Origin of the sequence: Corynebacterium sp. HMSC055G02 (assembly GCF_001809065.1) — a bacterium.
GTDB lineage: Bacteria > Actinomycetota > Actinomycetes > Mycobacteriales > Mycobacteriaceae > Corynebacterium > Corynebacterium jeikeium_D.
On the sequence record NZ_KV795653.1, the window covers coordinates 203,777 to 217,996 of the forward strand.

Annotated in this window: 8 protein-coding genes; 5 read left to right on the forward strand and 3 right to left on the reverse strand. The window is 59.2% G+C overall.

The window, feature by feature from the left end:
* Nucleotides 1–127: 127 nt before the first annotated feature.
* The gene (locus HMPREF2547_RS06000; protein ID WP_049172126.1) at nt 128–940 is read right to left on the reverse strand and encodes a (2Fe-2S)-binding protein; all 813 of its coding nucleotides are present in this window, start codon (nt 938–940) and stop codon (nt 128–130) included.
* Between the two features lie 186 nt (nt 941–1,126).
* On the opposite strand from HMPREF2547_RS06000, the gene HMPREF2547_RS06005 reads away from it, so the two are divergent.
* The 3 genes from HMPREF2547_RS06005 (at nt 1,127) to HMPREF2547_RS06015 (ending at nt 9,654) form a co-directional block, all read left to right on the forward strand.
* Entirely contained in the window at nt 1,127–1,945 is an 819-nt protein-coding gene (locus HMPREF2547_RS06005; RefSeq protein WP_224783718.1) for a hypothetical protein, read from the forward strand.
* A 91-nt stretch (nt 1,946–2,036) separates the two neighbouring features.
* A complete protein-coding gene (locus HMPREF2547_RS06010; RefSeq protein ID WP_168161658.1) occupies nt 2,037–5,882 on the forward strand; it encodes an ABC transporter ATP-binding protein in 3,846 nt (1,281 codons plus the stop codon).
* A 103-nt stretch (nt 5,883–5,985) separates the two neighbouring features.
* On the forward strand, nt 5,986–9,654 hold the full coding sequence (locus tag HMPREF2547_RS06015; protein ID WP_070605123.1) for a multifunctional oxoglutarate decarboxylase/oxoglutarate dehydrogenase thiamine pyrophosphate-binding subunit/dihydrolipoyllysine-residue succinyltransferase subunit: 3,669 nt from the start codon (nt 5,986–5,988) through the stop codon (nt 9,652–9,654).
* A 352-nt stretch (nt 9,655–10,006) separates the two neighbouring features.
* Here the strand turns inward: HMPREF2547_RS06015 and HMPREF2547_RS06020 are convergent, their stop codons facing one another.
* Entirely contained in the window at nt 10,007–10,762 is a 756-nt protein-coding gene (locus HMPREF2547_RS06020) for a type 2 periplasmic-binding domain-containing protein (protein ID WP_016422416.1), read from the reverse strand.
* Between the two features lie 43 nt (nt 10,763–10,805).
* Here HMPREF2547_RS06020 and HMPREF2547_RS06025 point away from each other — a divergent pair, with 43 nt between their 5' ends.
* On the forward strand, nt 10,806–12,029 hold the full coding sequence (locus HMPREF2547_RS06025) for a magnesium and cobalt transport protein CorA (RefSeq protein ID WP_070605127.1): 1,224 nt from the start codon (nt 10,806–10,808) through the stop codon (nt 12,027–12,029).
* A 43-nt stretch (nt 12,030–12,072) separates the two neighbouring features.
* Here the strand turns inward: HMPREF2547_RS06025 and HMPREF2547_RS06030 are convergent, their stop codons facing one another.
* Entirely contained in the window at nt 12,073–12,555 is a 483-nt protein-coding gene (locus HMPREF2547_RS06030) for a YflT domain-containing protein (RefSeq protein ID WP_042388577.1), read from the reverse strand.
* A gap of 319 nt (nt 12,556–12,874) precedes the next feature.
* Here HMPREF2547_RS06030 and HMPREF2547_RS06035 point away from each other — a divergent pair, with 319 nt between their 5' ends.
* Nucleotides 12,875–14,008, forward strand: coding sequence for an Mrp/NBP35 family ATP-binding protein (locus HMPREF2547_RS06035; RefSeq protein WP_049193006.1), 1,134 nt, complete (start codon nt 12,875–12,877; stop codon nt 14,006–14,008).
* Nucleotides 14,009–14,220: the final 212 nt, after the last annotated feature.

Sequence of the window (14,220 nt, forward strand, 5' to 3'; positions counted from 1 at the left end):
GGGGTGGCTCATGCCCCCGGCAATTGCTGCGAAAGATCGCGCCGGCAGCGTGCGTGCTGCTGCAAAGCCGCCAACGCGGTCGGTTGAGGAGCAGGCCGCCAGCTGTCGATTCTCGAAAACAGAGCGCTCAGTAGCGTGCCCAGAGTTGATGGCGTTCCTCACGAGAACGTTTTGGACAGGAGACACACAGATCGGCATCTGGGCTGTGATAAATCATGCAGCAAGTAGCCCTCTCCAGGTGAGTAACTACATCGAAGTCCGGTTCTTCTCCCGATTCAGCAGCGGCTTCATCCCAGGGGCGCACCTCGCCTCCGCAGGAATCCATGAAACGAGGAAGAGGGACCCGATGTACTCGCTGTATTCCCTCAACGACATGTTTGCCAATAAGCGCTCCACGCCAGGGCTCCATCAGCTCATTACCGGCGGATATTGCGGCGTTAGCTACGGCATCGGCAGCCACGGCCCAAAGAGGGGCAGGCTTGATTTCCCCGACTTCTCCAACAACCTGAGCCAACGGCTCCAAGAAATGAGCCAGTGCTTCGCCGGAATCCTTCAGCTCATCCGCATCCTCAGCGGAAATGCTTTCAAACTGTTGAGCTTGGAACCCAACCCAATAGTCATCTCGAAGAAATGTGAGCCAAGAAGACCACTGCCACACTGGAACTCGATCGGACACCAACACGCATGCCAGCGATGGCCCTACCAATGCTCCGCACATGGACCACCACCACAACTGGGCCTGGAAACGGGTATCCACCTCAACCTCGGGCATGGGAAACAGCTTTCTCCCAGCCTCAATTCCGGCGGCTACAGCTTCGGTAGAAAGGTGCCACTCCGCAGCGCCGTCGTGAGGCGTGACATCTGCGGAAAACCGAGGAAAGTCCGCCAAAAGCTGGGAGTACTCGGGAGGCAATGCGGCACCCCGCGTGACATCGTTCACCAGTCTCATCCTTCTATCGACTGTGTTAATCGCCGTACACCTGTCTATTTTTCCACCGACTACGGAATTTCCCCACAGCTCAGTAGTGTTTATATGGGCATATGGCTCTCAACGGACCCGTTTAGGAGGTCTACTACTTTGTTCCAAAAGACGAAGAAGGATTCAACTCGCACAGTAACTGATGCGGTGAACTCAACCCCCGAAGCGATCGAACGTGATGCCGGAAAACTGGGAACCCTTCTTATCCAAACCCTGGATAAGACCATGAGCTGGCAGTCGTCTGCCATCACCGGGTACGTCAGTTCCCTGCACAAGCGCAAAAAAGATGAAACTCCGGCGCAGGTACAAGAACGTATTGATTCCCACTACCTCAACCTGGTCACCGGCACCGGTGGTGCCGCCGGCGGCAGTGCGGTTCTTCCCGGCGTCGGCATGATTACGGGCTTGGCTGCGGTTACCGGTGAATCGCTGCTGTTCCTGGAAGCATCAGCCTGGTACACACTGGCCTCAGCAACCCTGCGCAATATTGACATCACCGATCCGCAACGCCGTCGCACGCTGATTCTTGCGGCCATGAGCGGCTCTGAGGGGACAGCTATTATGGCCTCTCTGCTTGGCGAGGAATCGCTGCGGAAGCAGACCAAAACTTCCGTAAATTCTCTACTGCCACGGCTTGGCGTTCCGCAGCTGGGTGCAGCAAACCGCCTGCTGATTCGCGAGGCACGCAAGCGCTTGATGAAGAACGCTCGCCTGGCCATCATCGGTAAGATTTTGCCATTTGGAATTGGCGCCGTGGTTGGGGCCTCCGCCAACCGCAAGCTCGGTGGCATTCTTATCAGCTCCACTCGCGCATCTCTGGGCCCGCTTCCCCAGGATTGGTCGGACTTTGAACGAAAGCTACCGGCTAAATCCAACACCTCGGAGGACTCGAAGAAGGACTCAAAGTCATCGAGGTTCTCTATTCCCTCGGCGCTGAAGTGGCCGAAGAAAAAGAAGAATAAGTAGTTCCTCTTACCCCGATTACCCTTCAGCGACGTTTTTCAATGGAAGAGCGGTACCCACCATGGCCCAGAGCAAACCCCTCAGAACCTCTCCCATGAAGTTCTTGTGGAAACAGTCTCTTCACAGGCCACTACCGCTCTATGGTGTCATTGTTGCAGCGCTAATCGTTGTCGGGCTGGAGTCCGTACTTCCGCTTCTCACTAGAGATGCCATTGATGTGGCAACGGGCTCTTCCGATGGCGGTGTCCCCGCGCGCCTACTGCCTTCCCTAACTCCCCTGCAGGCAGTCATTTCCGTCTTTCTGGCCATCGCGTTAGTACGCTTCGTCGCCCAGGTGGGGCGCAGATTCTTCTCCGGCAAACTCTCCATTGATGTTCAGCACGACCTGCGACTAAAGATCCTTCGCTCCCTACAAAACCTCGATGGTCCAGCACAAGACCGAGTCAACACCGGCCAGGTCGTGTCACGGTCAATTTCCGACCTCCAGGCAGTGTCCGGACTACTGGCGATGTTGCCGTTGACACTGGGATCCGTCGTCAAGCTGTTCATCACTATCGGCATCATGCTCGCCCTCTCGCTGCCCCTGACACTGGTCGGCCTCGCCGTCGTGCCAGCGATTGTCTACATTGCGGTGAATTCGCGTGACAAACTCCATGCCGCAACCTGGGCTGCCCAACAGCAAGCAGGCGAGATCGCCGGACAAGTCGAGGAAACCGTTTCCGGCATCCGCGTTGTCAAGGCGTTTGCGCAGGGTGACAACGAAGTTGCGAAGATGGAGCGTAACTCGTCGCTGCTCTTTTCCCTACGCCTGCGAGCGGCAAAACTCAGCGCTCGATTCCAACCGGCGCTGCAGTCGTTGCCGCAACTGTCCCTCGTCGGAAATATCGCGGTCGGTGGCTGGCTCGCGATTAACGGACACATCACCCTAGGCACATTCGTGGCTTTTGCCACGTATCTCACCAGCCTGACTGCCCTGTCGCGTCTGGTCTCCAACATGGTCATCTCGATACAGCTGACGTCGGCAAGCATCGACCGCATTTCCGATGTCATCGACGCCCGACCAGACAACCCCGAACCCACCGACGCGCTCCCCCTCCCCGACGGCCCCGTTGGCATCAGCTTCAACCGCGTCACCCACAGCCGTGGCGGACGCACGCTTATCGACGATGTCTCATTCTCCGTCGCACCAGGGGCGACCTTAGCGTTGATTGGCCCACCGGGGTCCGGAAAGACTATCGCCACGGAGTTGCTCGGCCGTCACTATCTGCCGGATTCGGGAACTATCACTATCGATGCGCCCAGCCACGGCACATCCACAGATACCGCGCGCATTCTCTCCAGCGACGTATATGACGCTATTACTGTCGTTCCGGACACTCCTTATCTATTTGCGGGCACATTGCGTGAGAACATCGCATTCGCCAATCCCGCGGCGTCCCAGGAAGAGATTGTCGCCGCAGCGACCGCCGCCCAGGTCAACTTCGTCGACGACCTGCCTCAGGGGTGGGACACAGCCATCGGCGAGCGCGGGCATAATCTCTCCGGCGGACAAGCTCAACGCGTCGCGTTAGCACGGGCATTCCTCGCCCGTCCTCGAGTTTTGGTTCTCGACGACGCGACCTCAGCAATCGATGCTGCAACAGAGTTAGAAATCTTCAACGCGCTGACCTCGCAGCTGGCGGAAACGACTATCGTCATCGTGGCGCATCGATCTTCCACTCTCGAGCAGGCGGACCACATCGCCATTTTCGAAGACGGTGCCATCACCGGCATTGGCACCAAGGCCGAACTGATTACTTCTCATCCGCGCTTCACCGAGCTGATGGACATCGACCAGAGCGCCTACCCCGAAATCGAAAACCTTGTTCTCGACCCCATCGACAGCGAAGACCCCAGCCCCGAGGAACTCTGGCCCGACGAATCCGCGCCAACCTCCGACAACTCCACGCCAGACACCGCTGCGCGGCTTCCCGGAGGTGCCACTTCTCAAATGAGCCGCGGGGTTGGCCGAGCCGGAGGAGGTCCAGGCGGTCCAGGTGGACCCGGTGGCCCAGGTGGCCGCGGCGGCGGTCGTGGTGGCATGGGGGCGGCTCTCGCCAATGCTCCTGCGACGCCTGAGCTTCTCGAGCGTGTGCGAAACCTCCCACCCGCTACCGAAAAACCGCGTGTGCCCGCTGCGGCACTCGACAACTCCGAGCTTTTTTCTCTACGCCGGCTGCTCTCCTATGTCCGCGGCCTATTTATAAGTGTCATCGCGCTGCTCGCCCTCATTGCCGTTGCCGATTTGGCGTTCCCCATGCTCGTGCGCTACGCCATTGACCACGGCATCAGTGAGCACAATGAGGCCGTGCTGTGGGCCTGCGCCGCAGGTGGCTTGGCGACGGTCCTCATCAGTTGGATTGCCGTAGCCACAAATGCTGTTATTACTGCGCGCACTGGTGAGCGGCTGCTCTATGCCCTGCGTGTGCGCTGCTACCGTCACCTGCAGTCGCTTGGCATTAACTACTTCGAGGCCAATCGCTCGGGCGCCATCATGACGAGGATGACAACCGACATCGATGCGCTCTCCTCTTTCCTGCAAACGGGACTGGCAGAAGGGGCAATCGCCGCGTTTACTCTGCTCGGTGTCACAGCGCTGTTGCTTGCCACACAGGTGTCACTCGCCGCGGTGGCGTTGGCATCGCTTCCCATCATTGTGGTGGCCACCCTGATATTCCGCCGAATCTCCTCGCGCCTATACAAGTCTGCACGCGAGCAGCTCTCCTTGGTCAACGCTGATTTTCAGGAGACCATTGGTGGGCTTCGCGAGATTCAGATGTACCACCGCGTCGCCGATATCGAATCTTCCTTTGCCGAGGAATCCAACAAGTACCGCGCAATCCGTCAGCGAGCGCAGCTGGCCGTGGCTCTATTCTTCCCCGGCATCAACTTCGTCTCTGAGTTGGCAACAGCCGCGGTATTGGCTTTCGGTGCCCAACAGGTTGCTTCAGGAACCACGACACCCGGCGTACTCGTCGCCTTCACGCTGTACCTGGGAATGCTCTTTGGCCCGATTCAGCAGCTGTCCCATGTTTTCGACGGCTACCAGCAGGCGAAGGTCGGCCTCAATCGCATTGATGACCTCCTACAGACCGTCCCCATGCCAGATCACGGCACTACTGACGGCGCGTCCCGCGCAGCTGCTGGCGACCTGCGCTTAGACAAGGTAGCTTTCTCCTACCCCGCCGCCGACTCTGAGCACGAACGCCCGCAGGTTCTCGATGCTCTCGATTTGCAGATTCCTGCCGGAGAAACAGTCGCAATTGTCGGATCCACCGGCGCCGGAAAATCAACAATCATTAAGTTGTTTGCCCGTTTCTACGACCCAGTTGGCGGCGTGGTGCGAGCCTCCGAAACTGACATCCGCGAGTTCCCTCTTAACGATTGGCGACGCACCCTCGGCTATGTCCCCCAAGAATCACACCTGTTTTCGGGGACAGTAGCAACAAATATTTCCTACGGTCTACCGGAGAGCAGTCATGCTGAAATTCAGCAGGCCGCGAAAAACGTCGGTGCCCTCAGCACCATTGCCAGCCTGCCCGGTGGCTTCCACCACCCCGTCGGCCCAGATGGCCGAGGGCTCTCCTCCGGACAGCGTCAGCTCATCGCACTCGCTCGTGCCGAAATGATGCGTCCTGAACTGCTGCTTCTCGACGAAGCCACCGCGACACTCGACCCTGCAACAGAGTCGGCAATCCTTGAAGCCACTGACCGTGCGTCGCGTCAACGCTCGGCAATTATTGTGGCCCACCGCCTGGCTACGGCGGCTCGGGCCAACCGGATTTTGGTACTTGACCACGGGCGTATTGTCGAAGACGGCTCCCATGATGAACTTCTAGCGGCGGGTGGCCAATACGCAGAGCTCTGGAGCAAGTACCATATGGGGAGCGCGACGGTGTAGTAATTCAGAATTTTCGTTATCCTTGAATGACACTTTGACGCTTGCGCTAATTAGAATAAACGTGAGTTAGTAAAACTAAGACGAAAAGAGGCGAGTACCTGCCGTGAGCAGCGACATGAGCTTCGGCCAGAACGAATGGCTGGTCGACGAGATGTACCAGCAATTCCAGAAGGATCCACAGTCTGTGGGTCAGGAATGGCGCGAATTCTTCGCAACCCACACCCCGTCCCAAAAGGGCGAGGACCTTTCCAATATGGCAAAGCCAGCAGCAGCCACGAAGGAGGAAGCTAAGGCAACCGGACGTCGTGAATCCAAGGGGGTCGAACCCACTAAGACCCCGAACAAGCCGGCGTCCCCGAAGCCAAAGAAGTCCCCAATGGATGCAGCAGCCAAGGTTTCGGCTGTTGAATCCGGCGAGGAGCCTCTGAAGGGCGTCGCACGAGCTATCGCTAAGAACATGGATGTCTCCCTGGAGATGCCGACCGCTACGTCGGTTCGCGATATGCCGGCACGTCTGATGTTTGAAAACCGCACCTTGGTTAACAATCATCTGGCACGCGCTCGCGGCGGCAAGATCTCCTTCACCCACATCATTGGTTACGCCATGGTGAAGGCTGTCATGCTCCACCCGGACATGAACAACAACTACAAGGTGGTTGACGGCAAGCCAGTTCTGGTTACCCCGGAGCACATTAACCTCGGCCTGGCCATTGATATGCCAGCTAAGGACGGCTCTCGTTCGCTCGTAGTTGCTGCTATCCGCGAGTGTGAAACCCTGACCTTCAAGCAGTTCGTCGACGCCTACGAGGACATCGTCGTTCGTGCTCGCCACGGCAAGCTGACCGGTAAGGACTTCCAGGGCGTCACCATTTCCCTGACCAACCCGGGCGGTATCGGTACTCGCCACTCCGTCCCGCGCCTTACCAAGGGGCAGGGCGCGATTATCGGTGTCGGCTCCATGGATTACCCGGCTGAGTTCGCCGGTGCTTCCGCGGACCGTCTGGCAGAGATGGGCATCGGCAAGCTGGTGACCATCACCTCTACTTACGATCACCGCATCATCCAGGGTGCAGAGTCCGGTGAGTTCCTGCGCACGATGAGCAATCTGCTTGTCGACGACAAGTTCTGGGACCACATTTTCCAGACCATGCATGTTCCTTACACCCCAATCCGTTGGGCGCAGGATCTGCCGAACACGGGTATTGACAAGAACACCCGCGTCATGCGTCTGATTGAGGCCTACCGTTCCCGCGGTCACTTGCTGGCTGACATTGACCCGCTGCGTTCTGACCAGCCAAATACTTCTGCTCCGAACCACGCTGACCTCGATATTGAGGAACACGGTCTGACCCTGTGGGATCTGGACCGTACCTTCAACGTCGGTGGTTTCGGCGGCAAGGAGACGATGACGCTGCGCGAGGTTCTCTCTCGCCTTCGCAACGCATACTGCCTCAAGGTCGGTTCCGAGTACGCTCACATTCTCGACCGCGAAGAGCGCGAGTGGCTGGAAGAGCGCATTGAGGGCGGCCAGCCAAAGCCGTCCCACGCTGAGCAGAAGTACATCCTGCAGAAGCTAAACGCCGCAGAGGCATTCGAGAACTTCCTGCAGACCAAGTACGTCGGTCAGAAGCGCTTCTCCCTTGAGGGCGCAGAGTCGCTGATTCCGCTGATGGACTCCGCCATCGACACCGCTGCTGGTGCTGGTCTGGATGAGGTCGTCATCGGTATGCCACACCGCGGTCGACTGAATGTGCTCGCAAACATCGTCGGCAAGCCACTGCGCCAGATCTTCACCGAGTTCGAAGGCAACATCGACCCGGCACAGGTCGGCGGTTCTGGTGACGTCAAGTACCACCTGGGTACTACTGGCCGTCACATCCAGATGTTCGGCGAGGGCGAGATTGACGTCACCCTGACTGCGAACCCGTCCCACCTCGAGGCCGTCAACCCGGTCGTTGAGGGTCTTGCTCGTGCACGCCAGGACAAGATCAACAAGGGCGAAGAGGGCTACTCCGTCATGCCGCTGCTGCTGCACGGTGACGCATCCTTCGCCGGCCTGGGCATTGTCCAGGAGACCCTGAACCTCATGTCCCTGCGTGGTTACAAGGTCGGCGGTACCGTCCACATCGTGGTGAACAATCAGATTGGCTTCACCACTTCGCCGGACTCCGGTCGTTCCTCCTACTACGCAACCGACATCGCCAAGGCATACGGCTGCCCGGTCTTCCACGTCAACGGTGACGACCCGGAGGCTGTCGTCTGGGTCGGCCAGCTGGCTGTTGAGTACCGTAACCGCTACGGCAAGGACGTCTTCATCGACCTGGTCTGCTACCGCAAGCGCGGCCACAACGAGGCCGATGACCCGTCCATGACTCAGCCGCTGATGTACAAGATCATCGACGAGAAGGAAAGCGTTCGTGCTCAGTACACCGAGGACCTCATCGGTCGCGGTGACATTTCCGAGGAAGAGTACGAAGCAGTACGCCGAGACTTCCATGACCAGATGGAAGCGGTCTTCAACGAGGTTCGCGCAGCTCAGGACGCAAAGCCGGGCGAGCAGACCGGTATCGCCGGTTCTCAGCCGCTGCCGCACGGTCTCAAGACCGGCATCGACAAGGCTGAAATCGTCGAGATTGGTCAGTCTTACGTCAACCTCCCTGAGGGCTTCAAGATTCACCCGCGTGTTGCGCCGGTCGCTAAGAAGCGCGCGGAGATGACTCAGGAAGGTGGCATCGACTGGGGTATGGCCGAGCTGCTGGCAATCGGCTCCTTCACCGGTGCTGGCATCGACGTCCGCTTCGCAGGTGAGGATGTCCGCCGCGGTACCTTTACCTCTCGCCACGCAGTTCTGATTGACTCCGAGGACGGTTCGGAATACAACCCGATCGACGCCTACGGTAAGTCCAAGAACGGTGGTCGCTTCATGATTTACAACTCGGCTCTGACCGAGTACGCAGGCATGGGCTTCGAGTACGGCTACACCCTGGGTAACCCGGACGCAGCAGTGTTCTGGGAAGCACAGTTCGGTGACTTCGCCAACGGCGCTCAGACCACCATTGACCAGTACGTTTCCTCCGGCGAGGCCAAGTGGGGTCAGACCTCCAAGCTGATCCTGCTGCTGCCGCACGGCTACGAGGGCATGGGCCCGGACCACTCTTCGGCACGTATCGAGCGCTTCCTGCAGCTCGCAGCCGAGGGCTCCTACACCGTTGCTCAGCCGTCCGAGCCGGCTAACTACTTCCACCTGCTGCGTCGCCACGTCCTGTCCGACCTGCACCGTCCGCTGGTTGTGTTCTCGCCGAAGTCAATGCTGCGCAACAAGATGGCAGCGTCTGCTGTCGAGGACTTCACCAACCCGAACAAGTTCCGCTCGGTCATCGATGACCCGAACTTCGAGTCCAAGGACAAGTCCGGCATCAAGACCCTGCTGCTCTGCTCCGGCAAGATCTACTGGGAGCTGGAGAAGAAGCGCAAGAAGGACAAGCGCGACGATCTTGCAATCGCTCGCCTGGAGATGCTGCACCCGCTGCCGCACAACCGCCTCCGCGACATCTTCGAGTCCTACCCGGATCTTGAGGAAGTCCGCTGGGTTCAGGATGAGCCGGCTAACCAGGGTCCATGGCCGTTCCTGGCACTGAACCTCCCAGAGGTTCTGCCGGATATGCCGAAGCTGACCCGCGTTTCCCGCCGTGCACAGTCCTCCACCGCAACTGGTGTGGCTAAGGTACACCAGATTGAGGAGAAGGCTCTGCTGGAAGAGGCTCTCAAGTAGGTCTCATTGACTGGTCTTCACCAGTTAGCGTGTGAACGCTAAGGGGCTCCAACCGTTCGGTTGGAGCCCCTTTCCTGTTGCTTGGGCGATCGTTGCCAGGCATCAAGGGCGAATAGTCAAAAAGCGTGTCCGGTCGGCGTGCCACCGGGTCGGCACCATTTACTACTTAGTCCTCAATGCGAGTTACTGACTACGTTTATGACAAAAATGTCCCGAAAAATGGCATGAAAGTGTCATAAACTCGCACAGTTTCACATTTGCAGCCCGCATTCATGGGTTAATCAACAAACTTGGCGGCAGCCAACAGCAGATACACGTCCGATACCGCCACAACTAGCCCCCGCCACGCCGACTACGCCTTATCCAACCACTCCTGAGCGACCAACTCAGGGCTGGCGCCACCAGCCACAGCCCGGGTCATCAGCTTTAAGTCCTCAGTGCTCAGCGAACCCGCAATTTCATTGAGCACGCGGACTCGATCATCTCGGTCCAGCGCTGGCTTGACGTAGAAAGGCACAAGCCATTGCGGCAAGTCAGCCCCAGCATTGTCAGCTGACACATCTGCGCAGCCCTGTGCCATGCCCGCGTCGGTGGCCATTACTTCGCCCGGCAGCGACCGCGAAAATGCGTCGTACACGCGGTCGCGCCACTCTCCGCTGAACTGCTTGTCCGGGGTGGAGTCGTCGGCGTATTCCTCCGCCAGTGAAGCCGCCGACGCAGGGTCGCTCAGGCCGAGTAGCTCACCTGTGCATCCGAAGGAGACCAGGACCGCTTCATTGCGTACGGCCCGCAACCGGTCGTCAGCATTGCGAATGCCGACGACCTCCGCTTGCCGCCCTATTCTCTCGAAGCTTTGCGCATACACGTACGCAAGAGCTGCTTGCTCAGGGTTGCGTAGGTCTGCCCCGACAGTCACTACCGCCTCCTGCTCGGGAGGAACGGGCATCTGCGGATCCAAATCAGAACATGCGGCAAGACCGAACCCCGTCGCCCCAGTGACCAATGCCAGGGCGGTAAAAGTGCACGCAGTAGCCGTGGAGCTACCCTTGCACCCCATTGAGCGGATGCGAAAGTGGAACCCGGCGTTCGCACGTCTAAAATCAATCATCGACACCAGCGTAACCTACGAACGGATTGTGAGGTCACCCAGAATGGGCGAAGAGAAAAGCCGCAACATCAGCGCTTCGGCGAAGGCTCGCAATCCGCGAACTAGCTCGGCCAGTCAAAGCCAAAAACCGTCGGCCACAGCAAAACCCGGTAAAACCGCTCGGGCGACGAATGCGGCTAAATCCGCAGCGAAGTCGGCTGTCTCGAAGGTGACGCGCACCAACGGCTCGTCGGCAAGCACAGGAACAGGACAGTCGAGGGCGGTGCGCGATGCCCTGCGCGATTGCGGCGTCTACATCGGTGGCAAGCGTTTGCCCGGCACCTACGACCACTTCTCCGGGCTGTCCGAAGTACGGAATTTTGGTGAGGGCTTCACGTGGCTGTCATTGTCGCGCCCCAACGCGACACAGATGGACGCCATCGCCGAGCTTTACGGACTGGATGAGCTGACGGTGGAGGACGCACTGACTAACCGCCAGCGCCCCAAGATTGAGATCCACGATGATCACGTGGTTTTTGTAATTCGCTCGATTCACTACTCCCCGGAAGGTCTCGCGGATGACGAAAATGAGATCATTCGCTCTGGCCAGCTGATGATTGTCATCGGCCCGGAGTACGTCATCACCATTCGCATGGGCATGCCGAGCTCGGATATGCAGCGCATTAGCGCACGCGTGGAGAACACCACCGACGCCATCGACTACGGCCCCGCGGGCGTGCTGTGGGCGCTGACGGACAACCTCGTCGACGCGTACCTGCGCATCGCGATGCAGCTGGAAGATCGCGTGGAGATCATGGAAGACGAAGTCTTCGAGCCGAACTTGGATTCGGATATTGAGGACATTTACATCCTCAAACGAGAGATCCTGGAGATGCGCCACGCGATCGATCCGCTGACACCGGCGCTGCGCTCCCTGATGAATCTGCGGGAAGACATCATGCCTAAGGACGTCAGCCGTTACCTTTCCGATGTGCTCGACCACCAGCTCGCCGCCGCGGACCTCGTCTCCGGACTCGACGAACGACTCTCCGCCCTCATCGACGCCGCCGCCGTGAAAATCCAGCTGCAGCAGAACCAGGATATGCGTACTATCTCGGCGTATGCGGCTATTCTCGCCGTCCCGACCGCCCTGGCTGGCATCTACGGCATGAACTTTGACCACATGCCCGAGCTGCACTGGGAGTACGGCTACTTCATCGTCCTCGCCATCATGTTTGCCATCGTGGCGTTTTTGGTGTGGGTCCTGCGCCGCAACAAGTGGCTGTAGGTACTGCTTCTGGCAGGCATCGCTTTACGACGGATACAGCAACCTACCCGCGATTCCCACCGAGCGCCCGCTGCGCCAACAGGTCACGGGCCCGCTCGGCATTGCGGGGATTGCACAGGACGTCGTAGCGACGGGCAACAATCTCCGTTGTGCTCGAGAAATCCCGCTTGCCGTTTTGCATTGCGTACGGAACTGCGGCCAGCACGATGCCGAAGATGGCGCCCATACCGAGGCCAACAATCAGCGGACTAACCCAATCCTCCTGGAAAAGCCCCAGAATCAGGCCGAAGAACAGGCCCATCCACAGCCCGTACAGCGCGCCGCCGCCGAGCACCTTCGGCCAGGTCAGCCTGCCGACCACGCGCTCCACCTGCATCAGGTCAACACCGACGATGGTGAGGTCGGAAACCGGGAACTCATCGCGATCACTGAGCGAATCCACCGCCGCCTGCGCGTCGGAGTAGTTGGTGAAACTGCCCACCGGCCACCCCTCGGGCACCTGGCGCTGAGGCAACCGGGACTTCATACTCTGTTCCCGGCCGCTCCCCCAACCGCTGCCCGCTTCCCCATTTGCCATCGGTACTCTCACCGTTCCCTTGCAGTTGTTGTCACAGTAAAAGGTGACTCAGTTGCTAAAAATATTGCTAAAACTATCGCCAAAAGGCGTTCTATCAAGGACAACGTCAGACGATTGGCAATTGTTCCACCGACTGGTCCGCCGCCCATTCCACCGCCACCGCTCTTGCCGGAAGGGTTGGTCGCTGTGACCGTCGTAAAGCGGCAAACTACTGATTTTGTCAGTAGTTCTTTGTCTTGCGGGGTCTCACGATAAGATTCACTACATAATGTCTACGATTACTGAAGCTGAAGTTCGCACCGCCCTGGCGCAGGTCGAAGATCCTGAGGTACGTCGCCCGATTACCGAGATTGGCATGGTCAAGTCCATCTCGGTGGCGGACAACAATGACGTGGCCGTGGAGATTTACCTCACCATTGCCGGTTGCCCCATGAAAAACACCATCATCGAGCGCACCGAAGAGGCGCTGAACGGTATCGAGGGCGTTGGCAACGTCACCGTCACCACCGATGTGATGAATGACGAGCAGCGCCGCGAGTTCCGCAACGCCGTCCGCGGCACCGCCTCCGAGCCGGTGATCCCATTCGCCCAGCCGGACTCCCGCACCCGCGTGTTCGCCGTCGCCTCCGGTAAGGGTGGCGTCGGTAAGTCCTCCGTGACCGTGAACCTCGCCGCCGCGCTGGCCGCGAAGGGTCTGTCTGTCGGTGTCCTCGATGCCGACGTCTACGGACACTCCATCCCACACATGATGGGCTCCGAGGAAAAGCCACACCAGGTCGACGACATGATCATGCCTCCGCAAGCGCACGGCGTGTCACTGATTTCTATCGGACACTTCGTCGACGACAACGCACCGGTTGTCTGGCGTGGGCCAATGCTGCACCGCGCTATCCAGCAGTTCCTCGCGGACGTGTTCTGGGGCGACCTGGACGTCCTGCTTTTCGACTTGCCCCCGGGAACCGGCGACATCGCCATCTCCGTGGCGCAGCTCGTGCCGAACGCTGAGCTGCTGATTGTTACTACCCCGCAGATGGCCGCCGCCGAGGTCGCAGAGCGCGCCGGCACCATTTCGCTGCAGACCCGCCAGCGCATCGCCGGTGTCATCGAGAACATGAGCTGGATGGAGATGCCGGACGGCTCCAAGATGGAGGTCTTCGGCGCAGGTGGCGGCGAGACCGTTGCCCGTCGTCTTACCCAGATCACCGGCGGAAAGGTCGAGCTGCTCGGCCAGGTGCCGCTGGACACAGAGCTACGCGAAGGCGGCGACAAGGGCACCCCGATTGTCCTGTCCAAGCCGGATTCGGGCGCGGGCGAGGCCCTGAACGCTATCGCTGACAAGCTGGTTGTTCGTCGCGAGTCGCTCGCAGGCAAGTCGCTCGGCTTGGGCGTAACTCCGAAGTAGGCCTTCGCTTTACGACGATCACAGCGACGCCCCCTCCCCGGTATTTTCGGTGCCGGGAAGGGGGCGTCTGCTTTTGCGGCTGCGGTGTCTGGGGCGTATGTGTTGTGGGCGCTTTCGGTGGTGCATCCATCAAAGCGGCTGCGTGCACTTACTGACTAGGTTTATGACACTTTCGTGGGGTAGGGTCAGGCGGTCATTGCATCATGGATAAC